This window comes from Nocardia spongicola, from assembly GCF_047200775.1.
In the GTDB taxonomy this organism is placed as follows: domain Bacteria; phylum Actinomycetota; class Actinomycetes; order Mycobacteriales; family Mycobacteriaceae; genus Nocardia.
In genome coordinates this window covers 108065-125975 of the sequence record NZ_JBJZOO010000011.1, presented here as the reverse complement: position 1 = coordinate 125975, position 17911 = coordinate 108065, and the positions used below count along the sequence as shown (strand labels likewise).

The 17911-nt window shown below is 65.2% G+C and carries 15 protein-coding genes; 5 read left to right on the top strand and 10 right to left on the bottom strand.

Features of this window, described 5'->3' with window-relative positions; translation table 11 throughout:
* The 3 genes from ACL02S_RS18715 to ACL02S_RS18705 form a co-directional block, all read left to right on the top strand.
* On the top strand, positions 1–3764 hold a 3764-nt coding region (locus tag ACL02S_RS18715; RefSeq protein ID WP_412803735.1), incomplete at its 5' end, for a condensation domain-containing protein.
* A gap of 914 nt (positions 3765–4678) precedes the next feature.
* Positions 4679–5431 (top strand): FadR/GntR family transcriptional regulator, encoded by a 753-nt coding sequence (locus ACL02S_RS18710; RefSeq protein WP_412803734.1) that lies wholly within the window; start codon positions 4679–4681, stop codon positions 5429–5431.
* Positions 5428–6174 (top strand): cache domain-containing protein, encoded by a 747-nt coding sequence (locus ACL02S_RS18705; protein ID WP_412803733.1) that lies wholly within the window; start codon positions 5428–5430, stop codon positions 6172–6174. Before ACL02S_RS18710 ends, ACL02S_RS18705 begins: the two co-directional genes overlap by 4 nt.
* A 221-nt stretch (positions 6175–6395) precedes the next feature.
* On the opposite strand, the gene ACL02S_RS18700 is transcribed toward ACL02S_RS18705, so the two are convergent.
* The 7 genes from ACL02S_RS18700 to ACL02S_RS18670 form a co-directional block, all read right to left on the bottom strand.
* Positions 6396–6926, bottom strand: coding sequence for a hypothetical protein (locus ACL02S_RS18700; protein WP_412803732.1), 531 nt, complete (start codon positions 6924–6926; stop codon positions 6396–6398).
* 105 nt (positions 6927–7031) lie between these two features.
* Positions 7032–7832 (bottom strand): family 1 encapsulin nanocompartment shell protein, encoded by an 801-nt coding sequence (locus ACL02S_RS18695; protein ID WP_412803731.1) that lies wholly within the window; start codon positions 7830–7832, stop codon positions 7032–7034.
* Positions 7829–8887: a Dyp-type peroxidase gene (locus ACL02S_RS18690; protein WP_412803730.1), complete on the bottom strand. Its 1059-nt coding sequence runs from the start codon at positions 8885–8887 to the stop codon at positions 7829–7831. Before ACL02S_RS18690 ends, ACL02S_RS18695 begins: the two co-directional genes overlap by 4 nt.
* A gap of 90 nt (positions 8888–8977) precedes the next feature.
* The gene (locus ACL02S_RS18685; RefSeq protein ID WP_412803729.1) at positions 8978–9307 is read right to left on the bottom strand and encodes a cupin domain-containing protein; all 330 of its coding nucleotides are present in this window, start codon (positions 9305–9307) and stop codon (positions 8978–8980) included.
* 335 nt (positions 9308–9642) lie between these two features.
* Positions 9643–11247, bottom strand: coding sequence for a gamma-glutamyltransferase (ggt, locus tag ACL02S_RS18680; protein ID WP_412803728.1), 1605 nt, complete (start codon positions 11245–11247; stop codon positions 9643–9645).
* 78 nt (positions 11248–11325) lie between these two features.
* Entirely contained in the window at positions 11326–11817 is a 492-nt protein-coding gene (locus tag ACL02S_RS18675; RefSeq protein WP_412803727.1) for a dihydrofolate reductase, read from the bottom strand.
* Positions 11814–12641 (bottom strand): thymidylate synthase, encoded by an 828-nt coding sequence (locus ACL02S_RS18670; protein ID WP_412803726.1) that lies wholly within the window; start codon positions 12639–12641, stop codon positions 11814–11816. The genes ACL02S_RS18675 and ACL02S_RS18670 overlap by 4 nt, the downstream gene beginning before the upstream one ends.
* Positions 12642–12685: 44 nt before the next feature.
* On the opposite strand from ACL02S_RS18670, the gene cobF reads away from it, so the two are divergent.
* The gene (gene cobF, locus ACL02S_RS18665) at positions 12686–13429 is read left to right on the top strand and encodes a precorrin-6A synthase (deacetylating) (protein ID WP_412803725.1); all 744 of its coding nucleotides are present in this window, start codon (positions 12686–12688) and stop codon (positions 13427–13429) included.
* Between the two features lie 153 nt (positions 13430–13582).
* Here cobF and ACL02S_RS18660 read toward each other — a convergent pair whose 3' ends face one another.
* The 3 genes from ACL02S_RS18660 to pdxR form a co-directional block, all read right to left on the bottom strand.
* The gene (locus ACL02S_RS18660; protein WP_412803724.1) at positions 13583–15100 is read right to left on the bottom strand and encodes a carboxylesterase/lipase family protein; all 1518 of its coding nucleotides are present in this window, start codon (positions 15098–15100) and stop codon (positions 13583–13585) included.
* A gap of 277 nt (positions 15101–15377) precedes the next feature.
* Positions 15378–15623, bottom strand: coding sequence for a DUF2630 family protein (locus tag ACL02S_RS18655; RefSeq protein ID WP_412803723.1), 246 nt, complete (start codon positions 15621–15623; stop codon positions 15378–15380).
* Between the two features lie 84 nt (positions 15624–15707).
* Positions 15708–17078 carry a MocR-like pyridoxine biosynthesis transcription factor PdxR gene (gene pdxR, locus ACL02S_RS18650; RefSeq protein WP_412803722.1) on the bottom strand — a complete coding sequence of 457 codons (1371 nt, stop codon included), beginning with the start codon at positions 17076–17078 and terminating at the stop codon, positions 15708–15710.
* Positions 17079–17159: 81 nt separating this feature from the next.
* Here pdxR and ACL02S_RS18645 point away from each other — a divergent pair, with 81 nt between their 5' ends.
* Positions 17160–17852: a pyridoxamine 5'-phosphate oxidase family protein gene (locus ACL02S_RS18645; RefSeq protein ID WP_412803721.1), complete on the top strand. Its 693-nt coding sequence runs from the start codon at positions 17160–17162 to the stop codon at positions 17850–17852.
* The last annotated feature ends 59 nt before the right edge of the window (positions 17853–17911 follow it).

The following is a 17911-nucleotide window of genomic DNA, read 5'->3' as shown; positions in this document are numbered from 1 at the left end:
TGACCTTGCCGGAGCTGCCGGGTGGCGGTATCGGTGAGATTCCGCTGACTCCGATCCTGCGGCAGATCCTCGCAGGCGGCTCCACCTACCAGCGGTTCTCCCAGACCATGGCGCTGCGGTTGCCGGAGAACATCGACCGGGAAACCCTGGTCGCCACGATCGCGGCGGTATTCGGCCACCACGACGTGCTCCGTTCGCGCCTGCGCCGCACCGATACCGATTGGGCATTCGAGGCGCTGCCGCAGGCCGCGGTCGACGTCGATGCCCTGGTGCATCGGGTCGAATTGGCTGCCGACGTCGACGACGCGGAGCTGGCCGAGACCGCTACCGCGGCACTGGATGCGGCGCTGGGCCGACTCGATCCGGCGAATACCGTTATGGCGCAGTTCGTCTGGTTCGCCTTCGGCGCGGCACAGGCGAACCAGGAAACGGCAGCCGCAGCGGAGCGCAGCGGCCCGCGGCGCGATGTGCTGTTGATCGTCGCGCACCACTTCGTGGTCGATGGTGTGTCCTGGCGCATCCTGATCCCGGATTTCGCGCTCGCCTGGTCGCAGCTGGTCGCCGCGCAGCCGGTGGCATTGCCTGCCGGTGGCACCTCGATGCGGCGCTGGGCGCACAGCCTGGTCGAGGCGGCGCACGCCCCGCAACGGGTGGCGGAACTGCCGTTCTGGCAGCAGGTTCTGGACACACCGGACCCGCTGCTCGGCGCACGGGCATTCGATCCGGCGGTCGATACCTTCGCGACCGTCGAACGAGTCGAGGTCACGGTGCCCGCCGAGGTCACCGACGCGGTGCTCACCGCCGTCCCCGCGCGCTACCGCGGCGGGGTGAACGACGGTTTGCTGTCCGCGCTGGCGCTGGCGGTTGTCCGCTGGCGTGGCGAAGGTTCGCTGCCAGGCAAGCAGGCCGCAGCGCACAGCACCGCGGATGGTCAGCGTGCGGTGCTGGTCAAGCTGGAGGGCCACGGTCGTGAAGAAGACGTGGTACCCGGCGCGGATCTGTCGCGCACCGTTGGCTGGTTCACCACCGCTTATCCGGTTCGGCTGGAGCTGGCCGATGTCGATCTGGCCGACGCCTTCGCAGGCGGCACCGCACTGGGCGAGATCGTGAAAGAGGTCAAGGAACAGCTGCTCGCGATACCCGATAAGGGCCTCGGATACGGACTGCTGCGGCAGCTGAACCAGGAAACCGCGGCGATCCTCGCCGATTCGGGTGCGGATGCCCCCCAGATCAGCTTCAACTACCTGGGCCGGGTATCGGCAGGAGAAATTCCCGAGCAGCTCGCCGAGATCGGCTGGGTACCGGTGGCCGACCTCGGCACACTGGATGTCGATCTCGACCTCGATATGCCCGCCAACGCGGCGATCGACATCAACGCGATCGTCACAGAGGGGGCCGAAGGGCCACAGCTCGGCGCGTCGTTCGCCTTCCCGACCGGTCTGCTGATCAAAGAACAGGTCAAGGAGTTCGCCGATCTCTGGGTCGAGGCGCTCACCGCGCTTGCCGCGCATGTGCGACGGCAGGATGCCGGTGGCCTCACCCCATCGGATCTGCCGTTGGTCCAGGTGCGTCAGCGCGATATCACGCAGTGGGAACGCGATTATCCGGCACTCGCCGAGGTATGGCCGCTCTCGCCGCTGCAGTCGGGTCTGCTGTTCCACGCGTTGCTGACCCAGTCGACCGTGGATGTGTACACCATGCAGGCCGTGGTGGATCTCGGTGGCACGGTGGACGCGGTGCGACTGCGGGAAGCGGCGCAGGGCATCCTCGACCGGTACCCGAACCTGCGCACCGCGTTCGTCGCCGACTCCGAGGGACATGCCGTGCAGGTAGTGCTGGATCGGGTCGATGTGCCGTGGCGCGAAGTCGATCTCACCGATCTGCCCGCCGAGCAGCGGAACGAGGAACTGCGCAGGCAGGTCGCGGCCGATCAGGCGACACACTTCGATATGGCCACCCCGCCGTTGCTGCGGTTCACGCTGTTCCGCAGCGACGCCACGCAGTGGCATCTGGCCATCACCACCCACCACATCCTGCTGGACGGTTGGTCGATGCCGTTGCTCATGCGGGACCTGCTGGTGCTGTATGCGGTCCGCGGTGACCAGACCGCGCTACCGCGGGTGACCTCCTACCGGAATTTCCTCGGCTGGCTGGCCGGACACGACCGGGATGCTTCGCTGCGGGCGTGGTCGGCCGCGCTGGACGGGGTCACCGAACCCACGCAGCTGGCTCCGCAGCCACGGACCGCGGAGAACTACGAGATCGGCAAGCTGGTCGTCGAGATCGATGCCGACCGCACCAGGCGGCTCACCAAGCATGCCGCCGAGCTCGGTGTCACGGTGAACACGATGGTGCAGGCGGCCTGGGGCATCCTGCTCGGCAGGCTCACCGGCCGTGGCGATGTGGTGTTCGGGGCGACGGTGTCCGGCCGTCCGGCCGAGCTGCCCGGTGTCGAGTCGATGGTGGGTCTGTTCATCAACACGCTGCCGGTCCGGTTGCGGCTCGATGACCGCGAAACCGTCGGCACGTTGCTGCAACGGCTGCAGAGCGACCAGGCGGGCTTGCTGGAGCATCACTATGTCGGGCTCACCGATATCCAGCGGGCGTGGCAATCGCATGCCGGAGGCGGGCGCTCCACCGGCGCTGTGCCGCTGTTCGACACCTTGCTGGTGTTCGAGTCGTATCCGATCGACAAGGAAGCGATTTCGGCAGCCAGCTCGATCGATGGCATGTCGGTGACCGGTGTCGGCGTCAACGATGCAACGCATTACCCGATGACGCTGCTGGTGGTCGCGGAGTCGAGGATCGAGCTCACCCTGAAGTATCTGGCCAGCCGGTTCACCGCGGAAGAAGTGGAGACTCTCGCGCGGCGATTGGTCCGGGTGCTGGAGGCGCTGTACGGCGATCCTGAGGTCTCGGTCGGGGAGATCGACATCATGGATACCGAGGAACGGGCTCGGCTGCTGGCCGAATCCGGGGTCGCGGCACCGGCTTCTGTATCGGAGCAGGTCGGCCGGGTAGGCGCGAGGACGGTAGCCAAGGTGCTCGCCGAGGTCGTCGAGGAAGATCCGGAAGCGCTCGCACTGCTGGTAGGCGATGAGGAGATCGCCTACCACGTGCTGGATCGGCGTTCCGCGCAGCTGGCCAGGCTGCTGATCGAACGAGGGGCAGGCCCAGGCGATATCGTCGCGGTCGCGCTCGCCCGCTCGGTGGACCAGGTCGTCGCGGTGTGGGCGGTGCAGAAGGCCGGTGCGGCGTGCCTGTTCGCTGAGGGTCTCACGGCGGATGAGCTATCCGCCGCGGGTGCCGCGTACGGGATCACGCTCGACCCGAGAGCCGACGGCGGGATCCACTGGGTGGCGCTCGGCGATCCGCAGGTGGAGCAGGACCTGGCCGCGGCACCGGCGCATCCGGTGTCCTACGCCGATCGGGTACGCCCGCTCGGTGCCGAGCACCCGGCGTTTGTCGTCGTCGCGGCGGACGAGGTCGTTGTGCTCTCCCAGACCGAGGCGCTCGACCAGTCCGAACGGGTATGCGAGGAGTACGAGATCGACTACGAGTCGACCACGTTCACCACCGCTATTTCCGGCCGTGCGGCCCTGCTGGAGTTCTTGGCCGCGGCCACTACCGGCGCTGTCTCGGTCCTGCCGAGCGACGATCTCGGCAGTGATCTGACCGATGGCGAGGTGACCCACTGGTTCGTCGCGCCAGGCGATTCGACTGATGCGGCCGGCGACGAGATCACGATCGTCATCGCGGAGTAGCCGTACCAGAACCGCCGGTCGAGGGCATGATCATCGCCCTTCGGCCGGCGGGATCTCCTCGGGAGCCGGTGCAGACGCAGGATTATCTCGGTGGTGCAGGCCGTGTGGCCGGAAAAGGACGGTGGCGTCGACCTGAGCTGACTGATCCGAGTGGGGGCAGTGTGACATGCGGAGACCTGCCCGGGCGGGTCGATTCCGGAGTTATGCCGCCCGCTCTCTGGGCGTAGGGGGCGGAATGAGTTTCCTCCAGAATTCGTGGCGCACCGCATCCCATAGCTTCGTCAGTCCCGGAAAGAGTTCTCGCGCCTGTGCGAGATCTGGGTAGTTCCCGGGACCGAAGGACGCTATGGGCGAAGTGTCGGATTTATTGTCCACGGTGACAATTGTGATCAGATGATGACGGTCCACGTGCCACGTTGCGCGCAGTCCATCGACTTCCGTCTGATGCGTATCATCCATTGTCGGCACTCCGTCGTAGTATCTCCACCTCGGGCAGGTTGCGGTCGTGCTCCAGCGGCCGCATTCGGTTATCTGTCATCGTCTCGTCGTGTGGTACACCGCCGTCGCGGCTATCTCCTCGCGGATACTCTTCCGGGCTGATCGGGGTCTTCGACCCGAAGAGTTCCTGATCGAGTTGATACGCGGCGGCGCAGTGCCTGGAGACCAACTTCTTCCGTCTTTTGAACATAAGACATCAGATTTCATAGTTCAAGAATTTCCTCCGTAATTGTTTCGTTAAAGTTCGTCGGCCCAGGAGGTGGTGCTGTGACGGTGGCTCCGCGAGGACCGGGAAAAGTTGCCAGTATCTGATACCGGTCGCGCTACAGGTATTGTTCATATAACTTCACAGTTCATAGTTATTAGTTGAATTCTTGATCGGTCGGAATTGGCGGCCCCATTGTCGAGGAGTCGTTGTGTCTCAGCAGAAGAGAGTCGGATTGACCGCACTCGGTGCGGTGCTGTCTCCGTTGGAGGGCAGTGGTCCGAGGACCGAGGCCGTGGTGCAGAGGCTGTCCGCGGCGATCAGTCTCGGCGTAATGGTCGACGGTCAACAGTTGCCGAGTGAGACGGTTCTCGCTGATCAGTTGGGGGTATCGACGATGACCCTGCGAGAAGCGCTGGCTGTGCTCCGACAGCAAGGAATCGTGCACACCAAGCGTGGACGTGGGGGTGGCAGCTTTATCCATGGTTCGGCGGGAGTGCTGGAGGACACCTCGCTGACGCGGTTGCAGCGGATGAGTATCCGGGAGCTGCGCGATCTGGGGGACGAGCATTTCGCCATCACCGGGACGGCTGTTGTTTTCGCGACACGGCGTGGGTTGCCGGAGGATATGGAACGGCTTCGTGGCCTGATCGATCGGCTGCGGGAGAGTGTCGACCGCGTCTCGGCGCGTCGGATCGACAGCCGCTTCTATATCGAGATGGCGGTGTGCGCCCAGTCGACCCGATTGACTCGTGCCGAAGTCGGTTTGCAGGTCGAACTTTCCGACCTGCTCTGGCTGCCACAGCTGGCCCTGGTCCCGGCATATGAAGCGGTCGCTCATCATGACCTGATGGACGCGATCGAAGGGGAAGATGATGCCAGGGCGCGGGAGCTGGCACAATCACATATAGAGGCACGTATCCGCCGCCTTGTCGCCCTACGTTTGGAGCTCCGCGATCGTTGAGGGACACCGATGACTTTGCCGCCCCGGTGACAATCGGGGCGCTCACCGCTGCGGTCACCGAGCTGGTCGACGAGGTCTACTCGTCGCTGGCCGAGATCGGAGCCGCGTTGACGATTCTCTGGGATCGGCTTACCGAGCGGCTGGGGTCTGCTCCAGGGGCGAGCGACGTGGCGCCGCTGCGCGAAACCATTGCCGATGAGCTCGCGCGGCACGAAAAGCTGTTCAACGGTGCTGGCGTCGTGTTGGCCGATAGTGTGCTCGAGGATCGTCCCAGGCACGTGGAATGGTGGCTTCCTGATGTCAAGGGCGGGTTGCGACGCCTGCTGCTGGAGTTGAATCCCGACAGTGAGTATTTCTACGACTACACCGGTATGGACTGGTTCGTGGTCCCTCGTGATCAGGGCCGCCGATGGGTGCACGGGCCGTATCTCGATTACGCGTGTACCGATGAGTACGTCTGTACGTTCGCGATACCGGTCACGTCCGGATCGGGAACTTTTCTCGGTGTCGCCGGTGCCGATGTGCCGGTCACCGCGATCGAGGCGGCGTTGCTTCCCTGTTTCCAGGCATTCGATCAGCGGGTAGTGCTTGTCAACAGTGAGGGCCGGGTGATCATAGGGACCGACCCCGAGTTCACTACCGGATCCAAGACCAGCCGGATGGACCGATCTGTTGTGGCAGTACCGCTGGAGGCGGTGCCATGGTCGTTGTATCCGCTCGGCTCGGCCAGTCCTGCGCGGTGATCAGGACACCGGGCCGGAGGACTTCGACTCCGTTCGATTCTTTTCCGCCGGTGCCGCTTTGGGCGGTTCCCGTGTTCGGCGTTCCTGTACACGGTCTTGCGCATCCTCGGCTGGTTCGGTGACCTCGACGTGATCCGTGCCAAGGCGGTCGCGCTTCTGGATGGCTTGGTGTGATCGGCCACGCACTCGCGGGCGGCACCCGGATAACGCGCAGGTATGCCTCACCGGGCAGGCGGTGCGATCTGCCAATGTTCCTGCAACGCGCTCGCGATCTGCGGAAGTACGGTCACCGGAATCCGTTTGTTGCGCAGCATCGCCCGGATCTCCGTAACTTGATCGCGTTTGCGTAGGTCATAGGCGCCTGAGACCGGCCGGACCACCGGCGGTATAGACAGCAGGATCAGTTCGCCGTGTGTTTCATCGCTACTGCAAAGATCCAGGGCCAGCGCCCAGCGGGCGTGTTCGTCGAGGGTGAAGCGGCCTGCCACCACGCGATCCCATGGGATGCTGTCGCCCGCCCACGGCGTACGCCGATAGATGGCCTGGTCGGTGAGTATCACCGCGTCCCTGGTGAACAGCGCGACCGACACCGCGACGCCGACTACCGAGCCGGCCAGCAATCCGGTGAATACCCGGTTCACCCCGAATGCTGCGACGAATGCGGCGCAGATCGTCACGGTCGTCAGGATGCCGAGCGCACTGTAGAGCGTCGCCCGCGGTGTCGGCACTACGCCCGCCCGCACCGTTGTCATCTCGTCTACCTGTCTCTGGTGCCTACGCCGAGCACGTTACCGTCCTCGGCGTAGGCACCTGTGGCGTTTCTCCCCGGTAGTCGCGTTGGGTGCGACGTACCCGGATCACACCGTCAGTGCTACCGCGGCTTCCGCCGTGTACATCAGGAAGGTCAGACTCTGCTGGAAGTAGAGCTGGACCGAGGTGTCGTCGTGCGACAGGTAACCGATGGACAGGTCCTGGCCGATCTGCAGATCGAAGTCGCCACCGCGGGTGGTGAGCACAATCGCGCCGGTGATGGCAGGCGCCCAGATGATCTCGCCCTCCGGGATCAGGCGTTCGATGTGGGTGCGGATCGGGTGGCCGTGATCGGAGGTCTCGCTGACCGCGGTGTACTGGTCGGCGCTGAGCAACACCGAATAGGGGCCGTCGACACCTGCCAGCCGTAAGGCGCTCAAGGCCTGGGCAATCGCCTCAGGGACCTGCCGTGGGTCGCTGGGCAGCGTGATCGCCGTATTGGATGAGCCGTCTCGAATACCGGTGATGTGCGCGGCGGGGTATCCCTCGAAGATCGCCCGGTCTTCGGCGAAGGCGATCTTCTTCGCGGCGTCCTTCACCGGATCGAGATCCGAATCCTGGGCGCCGCGCTCGACATTGTCCAGTTCCTCACGGGAGAGCGTGAACGGTACCCGCAGCTCGACCAGTGGCGCGACTATTCGTCGACGTGCGAGCACACCCGAATCAGGTGCGTCGATCGGTGTGGTGTGTCCGGTGCCGACCGCGGAATAGTCGGTGCCGTGCGGGCCGGACAGGTCGACGACACGGCGACCGGCGATATGCCGTTTGAAGGTGCGTGTTGCCTCCTCTTCGATGGCCGCCCAGGCCGCGGAGGTGATCGGCGCCAGTTCGCGATGGAGGTTGTTCATAACCGGGTGCTCCTTTTCAACGTGCCGATGCCGAGTGCGCCGTCACCGGAAAGCGTGGCGGTGCCGGACGGATCCGGCGAACCGACGTTATCGGTGTCGAGAGATACTGCGGATGCCGCGGTATCCCACGGCGCCGCAGGAAGATCGTCGAGGAAATCGACGGTCGGGGTGAAGAACGAGGTGCCGGTGACAGCGACGGAGAAATCCAGGATGCGGTCGTAGGCAGCCTGATCGGTGCCGAGGAACATGCGAGTGAGCATGCGCTCGGTGACACTCGGGGTAGCGGCGTAAGCGATGTAATAGGTGCCGAACTCGCCATCGCGCACGCTGCCGAACGGCATATTGGCCCGCAGGATCTGGCGCTCGGTACCGTCCGGATCGATAAGCGTATTCACCGCCACATGCGAATCGGCCGGCTTATCCGAGTCGGAGAGTTCGAAGTCGTCCAGTTTGGTGCGGCCGATCACCCGCTCCTGCTCCTCGACCGGCAGTGCTCGCCAATCCGCCAGCGGATGGGTGTATTTCTGCACGATCACGTAGCTGCCGCCGGCGAATTGCGGGTCATCGGCGCCGACCAGTGCGGCGGTGCTCGCTGCCCTGCCTTCGGGATTCTCGGTGCCGTCTACGAAACCGAGCAGATCGCGTTGCTCGAAATAACGGAACCCGACCGTCTCGTCCACGATCGTCGCCGCGCCGGTGAGTCGCTCAGCGATAGCCATGGCCAGTTCGAAGCAGGCATCCGCCGCATAGGCCTTGATATGGAACAACAGATCGCCAGGTGTCGCAGGCGCAGTGTGGCGTTCGCCGACGAAGCCGGGGAACTCGTGCAACTCAGCGGGTTTCGGCCCGGCGAAGAGCCGATCCCATGCGGCGGAACCGATCGAGGTGATACAGCTGAGTTCGGCACCGGGCAGTCGGAAGCCCACCGAGCGACGTATACCGTTGATATCGGCGAGCAGATCACGCACCGCCGCTTCGCCACCTTCGTCGATCGTGGCGACCAGGAAGATCGCGGCAGGCGTGAGCGGTTCGAGAATCGGTTGTGGCTCACCCATGATCGACACACTAGTGCCATCACCGGATGCGCACTGGGCTGGCCCGGCCGTATGGCTACTATCCGGTTACTTCTCGTATCCCGCTTCCGGTCAGTACTTGGCCACGGTCAGCAGGAACGCGACATCATCGACCGCTTTGACACTGTGGCGGGCTCTCGGTACTACGAGCAGGTCGCCTGTCGACCCCTTCCATTCGTTCACGCCACTGATCAGCACCAGGGTGCCGCTGAGTACCAGCACGGTGGCCTCACCCGCATTATCGTGTTCGGCGAGACTTTGTCCGGCAGTCAGAGCGACCACTGTCTGCCGCAGGGCATAGGCATGACCGCCGTAGATGGTTTGTGAACTACGCCCGCTCGTCGCGGTGGCGGCCAGTTTCAGCTGTTGGCGCGCGACCGCAGTCAGCGATTTCTTGTCCATGGGAGACCGCCTTTCGCAGATCACCGCAGCCTGTGCCGACCTGATGACGAGGCACACAGCGGCGTGGCCGAAAGCCCGGCCGCCGTGTGGCGACGAGCATGCCCGAGACTGCCGCGGCACGCGGTCGTACTCGACCAGCCCGGTCCAGCGTCGCAATCCGCAGTCGGCGCGGTGCTGCACGACCTTACCTTTGCGCTAAGTCTACGCGGCAGGCGATCGAATCAGCATCGGTGCACAAGGACGATATTCTCGGCCGCGCGTACCGGACCGGTCGATCCGGCACAGTGCGGCGAACCACATCGGCCGAATCCGGCGACAGTACCGAAGCGGAATGCTCAGTAGGCGAGGGCGCATCCGTCTTTGCGTGGGTCCGAACCCGCGTGCAGCACCCCGTTGTCACGGTCCATCAGGATGGCTTGGCCGCCCCCGTGCGGTATTCGCGCTCGCTCGACCCGGTGCCCCAGATCGCGCAGACCCACCAGTACCTCTTCGCGGATACCGTGCTCGGCTTCGAAACGGCCCGAGATGTGGAAGCCGCGTGCGCAGTCGAGGGCTTCCTGTACGTTCATCCCGAAATCGAGGATATTGGTCAGTACATGGACCTGGCCCACCGGTTGGAACGCACCGCCCATGACACCGTAGGACAGCCACGGTGCGCCGTCCTTGCGCGCCATGGCCGGGATGATGGTGTGCAGCGGTCGCTTGAATGGTTCGACGCAGTTCCGGTGGCCGGGCTCGACCTTGAAGCCGCAGCCGCGATTGTGCAGCAGCACGCCGGTCGCCGCGCTGCACAAGGCGGTCCCGTACGGCCAGAACAGCGAGTTGATGAAGGAACACGCGTTACCCTCGGCATCGACCACGGTCAGATACACCGTGTCGCGATCGGTTGTACCGCGCACCGGATGTGGCGCACGCATCGCCTTCGTCATTTCGATGCGGGATCGTAGTTCGTCGGCGAAGCCCATCGACAGGAGTTTCCGGATCGGCACCTCGCTGAAGGTCGGATCGGCGACGAACGTATCGCGGGCGTGAAAGGCCAAGCGCGTGGCCTCGGCCTCTAGATGGAATCGTTCCACCCCGACGGGATCGTATCCGGCCAGGTCGAACCCGCTCAGAATGTTGAGCATCAACAGGGTGACGACACCGGCGCTGCTCGGCGGGATCTCCAGCAGCTCGATCCCCTGATAGGTGGATGAGATCGGATCCACCCAGAGGGCTTCCTGGGTGGCGAAATCCTCCAGCGTATGGGTGCCTCCCATGGCGCGTAGATAATCGACGATGTCTTCGGCTACCCAACCGGTATAGAAGCCGTCGCGGCCCTTGCTCGCGATCTCGCGAAGTACCTTCGCGTGTTCGGGTTGCTGGAAAACCTCTCCGTATCGAGGTGCCGTGCCTCCGGTCAACCACATACGGGCAGCGTTCGGATCGCGCTGCAGCGCAGCTGTATTGCAGCGCCAGTCGAAGGCGACGCGCTCGGTGACAGGGAAGCCGTGTTCGGCGTATTCGATGGCTGGTCGCAGCAGTTCGCCCAGCGGCATGGTGCCGAAACGTTTGTTCAGTTTGCTCCAGGAATCGACCGCCCCCGGAATGGTGACGGCATGGGGTGAGGTGCGCGCGATCTTTTTGATGCCTTGCCGTAGCAGGAAGTCTGCGTCGAGGCCGCTCGGCGCACGCCCCGAGCCGTTCAGACCGTAGACCTTGCCACCTTCGGCGGTGCCGGTTCCGGTTGGCGCGTAGAGAACGAAGTTGTCGCCGCCGATACCGGTGGAACCCGGCTCGACCACGCATTGCACCGCGCATGCGGCGATCGCGGCGTCGGCGGCGTTGCCGCCACGGCCGAGTATGTCGATGGCGGTGCGGGTGGCGAGGCTGTGCGATGTGGCGGCGGCACCATGGCGGCCGAGCACCACCGAACGACCAGGCAGGTGGAAGTCACGCATGATCTGTTCGGGTTCCGGTGCGCATCCTCCGATGCCTGCTATCGGACACCGGCCCTGAGCTCCTCGCCGGTAGGCGAATCACGCGCGGCCGTAATGCCGGACCCGGAAGCGCAGTCCCGTACTCGACGTGCGCCAAGGCTCCGGGGTGTCGGATTGCCATTCCGGTCCGATCGGCGGCGCGAAGGCATCGCCTTCGATCGTGGCATCGATCTCGGTGACGCACAGCTCGGTCGCGAAATTCAGCGCGGTGCGATAGATCTGGCCGCCACCGGCCACCCAGACGGTATCGGGTGCGCACCGGTCGAGCGCCTCTGGCACCGAACCGACGCGTTCGGCTCCTTCAGCCGACCAGTCGGGTTGTCTGGTCACCACGATATTGCGGCGACCGGGCAATGGCCGGGATCCGGGCGGTATCGAATCCCAGGTTCTTCTGCCCATCACCACGGGATGACCTGAGGTGACGTTCTTGAAGTGCGCCATATCCTCGGGTATCCGCCAGGGGATGGCATTATGCGACCCGATCACTCCGTCCAGGGTCTGTGCCCAGATAAGTCCTATGGTGCGGCTCATACCGCCACCGGCGCCTTGATAGCGGGGTGGTGCCGGTAGCCGACCACTTCGATGTCCTGGTAGCGGTAGTCGAACAGGGTCGGCGCGGGATGCAGGCGCAGCGTCGGGAACGGGTAGGGCTCGCGGGTCAGCTGCTCGGTGACCTGGTCGAGGTGGTTGTCGTAGATATGGCAGTCGCCGCCGGTCCAGATGAAATCGCCGGGGGTGAGCCCGGTCTGCTGGGCGACCATCCTGGTCAGCAGCGCATAGCTGGCGATATTGAACGGCACACCGAGGAACAGATCGGCACTGCGCTGGTAGAGCTGACAGGACAAGGTGCCATCGGCGACATAGAACTGGAAGAACGCGTGGCAGGGGGCCAGCGCCATTTTGTCCAGCTCGGCCACATTCCAGGCCGATACGATCATGCGGCGGGAATCCGGATCGGTGCGTAGTGTCTGCAAGACCTGGCCGATCTGGTCGATATGGGTACCGTCCGGCGCGGGCCACGACCGCCACTGCACGCCGTAGACCGGGCCGAGCTCGCCATCGGTATCGGCCCATTCGTCCCAGATGGAGACACCGTGCTCGTGGAGCCAGCCGATATTGGAATCACCGCGTAGAAACCACAGCAACTCGTAGACGATCGACTTCAGATGGACCTTTTTGGTGGTGATCAGTGGGAAGCCCGCCGAAAGGTCATAGCGCAACTGATGACCGAAGATGCTCCGCGTCCCGGTCCCGGTGCGATCGGCCTTGTGCGTGCCGGACGCCAGTACCAGCCGCAGCAGGTCCTCGTACTGGGTATCGGGTGAGCAAGCCGTTTCGCGCGCGTCATGGGCCACGCCTGGCCACTCTAGTCGTGCGCGGGCCTGGCAAGCTCGGCCCCATGCGCAAGCTCTATGTCATCGGGATAGGTGCCGGTGATCCCGACCAGATCACCGTGCAGGCGGTCAAGGCGATGCGGCAGGTGGACACGTTCTTCGTCATCGGCAAGGGTGAGGCGACCAGGGAGCTGCTCGATGTGCGGACCGCGATCCTGGACACGCATCTGGACCGGCCGTATCGGGTGGTGCCGATCGCCGACCCCCCGCGTGATCGGACACCCGCTGCTTATCTGGATGTTGTCGAGGATTGGCACGATCGCAGGTCGGCATTGCTGGAATCGGCCTTCGCCGAGGTCGACGGGGTCGGTGGCATTCTGGTCTGGGGTGACCCCGCGCTGTACGACAGCACGCTGCGGATGATCGAGCGGGTGCTCGACCGCGGTGTGGTGCGCTTCGACCACGAGGTGATTCCTGGCATCACCAGTGCGCAGGCCTTGGCCGCACGGCATCGCATCGTGCTGCACGGTATCGGGGAACCGGTACGGATCACCACCGGCCGTCGTTTGCGCGAGGAGGGGCTCGGTGCCGAGAACGCGCTGGTGATGCTGGACGGCGACTGTTCGTTCCGTACGTTGTCCGATGCCGATGTACATATCTGGTGGGGCGCCTACCTCGGCATGCCGGATGAGACCCTGATCGAGGGCCCGTTGCCCGTGGTGTGTGATGAGATCGTCCGCCGCCGCGCCGAGCTACGGGCGCGTAAGGGTTGGATTATGGATATCTATCTGCTGCGCCGCGGTGCATGAGCGATCCGGGGCCGGGACGAACCGTCGGCGGACCGGGGCTCGGTTCGCCCCGGCCCGCCGACGGTGACCGAACCCGGTTCGCCGAGATCTTGCGCGGCCATGCGCGCGGTGCTCGCGGACCGGCGGCTGTCCCGCTGTGCGGAACCGCCGTGGCTATCCGGCGAATGTGGGCACTCGTACGTCCTGCCAGGCAAGTCTTTTCGCTTGGTCGGGATCATGTTCCATGCGGGTGGGGGAATCGATGATCAAGGTGGACCTTCTGGCCTCGGTATAGGCGGGCCAGGATGGTAGCGGGGCGCCGGTGCGGGCGAAGGCGAGCCAATTGTCCTGGAACTGGTCGGTCACCGCGCGCAGCCCCTGCCTGCCACCCGCCGCGGTGAGGGCCCGGCCGAACGGGGAGTTGCCGACGCCGAAAACCGGGATGAGGTCGGTCGCGTGGGTGGCGCCGAGTCCGGCCAGGGACAATGCTCGTGGGGCGAAGTCGTAGCGGTAGGCGTAGGTCGGCGCATATCGGCTGTGGCCTTCCATAATGCTCAGCGAAGGCCGCCAGAAGACGAAGTCGCCGCCGGCGAGGATCGCGGCTTTCGCGTCGGGATAGCCGGGATAGGCCGCGGCAATGCGCGATTCGGCGGCCGCGCCGGAGCGAGTGAGCGCGGCGCGGAGCCGATCCGGTGTGGTGGGAAGCCTACCGGGGGCGAATTTGGCGAACAGTGCGCCTTCCTCCAGGTTCGTGCCGATGATCAGCGGTACCCGGTGTGCTGAGCCCTCGAGGATCGCGTCGATAGGAGCGCGAGGCAGGAACTCGCCGTCGGTGACCGGACAGGCGGGGAATACCCCCGGTTGCTCGCGCCCTACCTGGCTGAGGGTGTGATCGACCGCGCGGCGGATGTCGTTGGCAGGCGCGGTGCACAGGGCGGCGTTGGCAGTGTCCGGTGTGGCGCCGAGCGCCGCGACGCAGCGGCGAGCGAAGGCGTATGCCTCCTCTTTGGTAATCGCCCAGTCCGCGGGCGGGCTCTGCGAGATGGCCCGGCGGAACAGACCTTTCGCAGCTGGAGTCGCCATCAGGCTGAGCACGGCGTGTGCCCCGGCAGACTCGCCGAAGATCGTCACATTGTCCGGGTCGCCGCCGAAGGCCGCGATATTGGTTCGCACCCACTGCAGTGCGGCAACCTGGTCGCGCAGGCCCAGATTGGAGTCGAATGGGCGGTCCGGCGTGCCGAACTCGCTGAAATCGACATAGCCGAAGGTGCCGAGCCGGTAATTCAGTGACACCACGACCACATCGCCGCGCTCCGCCAGCCGCGTGCCCGAATACAGGGGCAGCGCGGAGGTACCGATGAGGTAGCCGCCCCCGTGGATGAAGACAAGTACCGGTCGCGGGCTCCTGGCAGGCAGCGCAGGGGCGGTGATATTCAGTGTCAGCGCGTCTTCGCTGGTCGGCTGGTAGGCGCGCGGCCCGATTCGCGCTCCGGCTCGGTGCTGCATCGCGGCGGAGGTGAACTTCGTAGCATCCAGGACACCAGACCACGGCCGGACCGGCTGCGGAGCGCGGAATCGTAATTCTCCCACCGGAGGAGCTGCGTAGGGAATGGACCGCCAGCGAAGTACGCGGCGGCCACGGTGACCGCGGACGATTCCGTCGGCGGTCGTGATTTCCGTTGTTGCCACCATCTGCCGATGGTATAGGAGTCCGCTCGGATCAGGCAGGGACAGGTGAGCTGTCGCACTACTGAGAATTGTCACATCGCTGAGAGCTTCCGCACCCATGAGAGCTGTTGCACAGCAATGAACGCGCTGGAATTCGGCACTACGCGCCGAAAGCAGTGTGGTTGATCGGAAACGTGGGGGACAGCTGCGGCACTGGGGGATATGTCCGGGCGTCAGCGGCACACCGGGCAGTGCGATGTCCCGGTGGCCGTCAGAGCGCGACCGAGGTTATCGGCCGGGCCTACTGCAGATAGCCCTCGACCTGCGCGACGGAATTGGTCTGGACTCCATCCGGAGATTCGCCCAGGTCGATACCCGCCCTGCGATGCCGGAGCAGATCCCACGCCTGATCCAGTAGTACCTCGAGTTCGGCCAAGCGCCTGCGCTCGGTCTTCGGGTCCAGCTCACCCCGAGTGGCCTGCGAGCGCAGCTGATGCTCCTGGTCGACCAGATCCTTGATGCGCGCCAAGATGTCTTGTTCGCTCATGCTGTGTCCTTTCCCGCATGAGCGGGGCCCTACGTGGTTACGCTGCGCTGCCGCCTTCGGGCCTGACCGCTCATGCGGACTATGCTACGGGCCTGAGAGGCTCTCGGCGGCGAGTGGAACCGCGGTGACCAGGTCCGACCAGGGCAGCGCGGTGTATCCGAGTGCGATCCCGAAGTGCTCGCGCTCCGGTCGGCGATAATGCCTGGCCAAGCCGTCGAGTGCCACACCACGTTCCTGTCCGGCCGCGAGTGCGTGCCGTTCGGTCTCGGCCGAGTCCACCGGGACCACGATATGCGAGCCAGCGTCGTCGCCGCGCACGTCGAGGCCGCGGCGGCGCAGCTCGCTGACGGCCAGCGCTCGACGTGACGGCAGGGTGCGGCGCAATCGGCGCAGGTGCCTGGCCAGATCGCCATGTACGGCGAAGGCCACCAGTACCCGCTGGCCTGCCGGGCTTGGACTGGTACCGGTGCGCTGCCGATGCGTGAGTACTGCCTCGGCGATCTCCGGTGCGGCGAGCAGCCAGCCGACGCCAAGGCTCGGCGACAGGATTTTGCTCGTCGTGCCCAGGTGGATGACGACATCAGGTGCCATGGTGGCGAGCAATGGCAGCGGCGCGGTGCTATAGCGCAGTTCACCGTCGTAGTCGTCTTCGATGACGACGATCCCGGATCGTCGTGCGTGCTCGATCAGTTCGACCCTGCGTACCGCTGGCATCCGTGCGCCGAGCGGAAACTGATGTGCGGGAGTGCAATAGACCGCGTCGATCCCCGGCGGGAGCAGATCGGTACGCAGTCCGTGCGCATCTACCGGGACCGGGACCACCTCGATTCCGGCTGCTTCGAAGGCCGAGGCGGCCCGCTGGTAACCGGGGTCCTCGATAGCGACGGTGGCACCGGGATGTAGCACGGCCGCGGCCAGTTCGGCTACGGCGGAACTGGTTCCCCCGGTGGCGAGTAATACGCTGCCCGCGCTCATGGTGATCCCGCGGTGGCGGAGCAGATGCTCCATGACCACTGTGCGGAATTCCGGTTCCCCGGCGTGATTCTTGCGCACCAGCGGTGCAGGGTCGGCGGCAGCTCGCCACGCGCGGCGCCATGCGGCCGGATCGATGGCCTGGGTGCACGGGGCGCCGGGAGTGAGATCGTAGAGCCGCGGGTCGGCCGCCGCGGCGGAGAACGCGGCGGTATGTACGGGCGGGGTGGCCGGGGCGGTGGTCAGGTAGGTACCGGAGCCACGTTTACCGCTGATCCAGCCTTCGGCGTGTAGTTGATCGTAGGCCGCGACCACCACGGTACGGCTCACCCCGAGCTGAATGGAAAGTGCGCGAGTGGCGGGCAGCCGGTCGCCGCTACGTAGCGCCCCGGTGGTCGCGGCATGGCGCAGCTGGTCGGCGATCTGTGCCGCGAGCGGGTCCGGTGAATCGCGATCCAGGATGAGGGGAAGCTCGTCCAGCACGGGAGCCTCCTCGAAGTGGACTACTGAAACTCAGTTGAATTGGCACTGTGATGATGCCATCCGCGGCCCGATCCTGGGTATATGCCCGAACCAGTCAGTTCACGGACCCCGCTTTCCCCGACGCCGCGCAGCACTCCGACCCGATTGCGGGAGCGTGCGCGCACCGACCGCGCCGATCTGGATGCGGTGCTCGACGCCGCGCTGATCTGCCATCTCGGTGTGCTGCTCGACGGTACGCCGGTGGTATTGCCGACTGTGTACGGGCGGGACGGCGATACGCTCTACATTCACGGATCGACCGGCGCGGGGAACCTGCGTGCCGCGATCGGCAGTGCTGTCTCGGTGGCGGTGACGCTGGTCGACGGTGTGGTGTACGCCCGTTCGGCGATGCACTTCTCCATGAACTACCGCAGTGCGGTTGTGCTGGGCCGTGCGGTGGAGGTGACCGGCCGTGCCGAGCGTGAGCACGGGCTGCGCGTGATCGTCGAGCACACGGCTCCCGGCTCCTGGTCTCGGGTGCGACACCCGAACCGGAAAGAGCTCGCCGCTACGGTAGTGCTCGCCATCGATCTCACCGAGGCATCGGTGAAGATCCGCACCGGTGGCCCCAGAGACGATGAGGCCGATATCGAAACGGGTGGCGTGTGGGCCGGGGTGCTCCCGGTGCGTCAGGTGTGGGATGCGCCGATAGATTCCGGCGACCTCACTCCAGGGATCGCTGTCCCCGCCGATGTGCTTCAGCGCATCGCATCAGGACGAGTCGAGGCGCGCTGATCATCGTGGACTCGATATCGCGGGGTGGCCTGCTTTCTTTCGTAATGCCGGTGTTGTGG

Excerpts from the sequence above, each read along its gene's own strand:
- ACL02S_RS18700 (WP_412803732.1), bottom strand. The coding sequence starts at position 6,926 with ATGACAACGGTGCGGGCGGGCGTAGTGCCGACACCGCGGGCGACGCTC.
- ACL02S_RS18695 (WP_412803731.1), bottom strand. The coding sequence starts at position 7,832 with ATGAACAACCTCCATCGCGAACTGGCGCCGATCACCTCCGCGGCCTGG.
- ACL02S_RS18690 (WP_412803730.1), bottom strand. The coding sequence starts at position 8,887 with ATGGGTGAGCCACAACCGATTCTCGAACCGCTCACGCCTGCCGCGATC.
- ACL02S_RS18685 (WP_412803729.1), bottom strand. The coding sequence starts at position 9,307 with ATGGACAAGAAATCGCTGACTGCGGTCGCGCGCCAACAGCTGAAACTG.
- ggt (WP_412803728.1), bottom strand. The coding sequence starts at position 11,247 with ATGCGTGACTTCCACCTGCCTGGTCGTTCGGTGGTGCTCGGCCGCCAT.
- ACL02S_RS18675 (WP_412803727.1), bottom strand. The coding sequence starts at position 11,817 with ATGAGCCGCACCATAGGACTTATCTGGGCACAGACCCTGGACGGAGTG.
- cobF (WP_412803725.1), top strand. The coding sequence starts at position 12,686 with ATGCGCAAGCTCTATGTCATCGGGATAGGTGCCGGTGATCCCGACCAG.
- ACL02S_RS18660 (WP_412803724.1), bottom strand. The coding sequence starts at position 15,100 with ATGGTGGCAACAACGGAAATCACGACCGCCGACGGAATCGTCCGCGGT.
- ACL02S_RS18655 (WP_412803723.1), bottom strand. The coding sequence starts at position 15,623 with ATGAGCGAACAAGACATCTTGGCGCGCATCAAGGATCTGGTCGACCAG.
- ACL02S_RS18645 (WP_412803721.1), top strand. The coding sequence starts at position 17,160 with ATGCCCGAACCAGTCAGTTCACGGACCCCGCTTTCCCCGACGCCGCGC.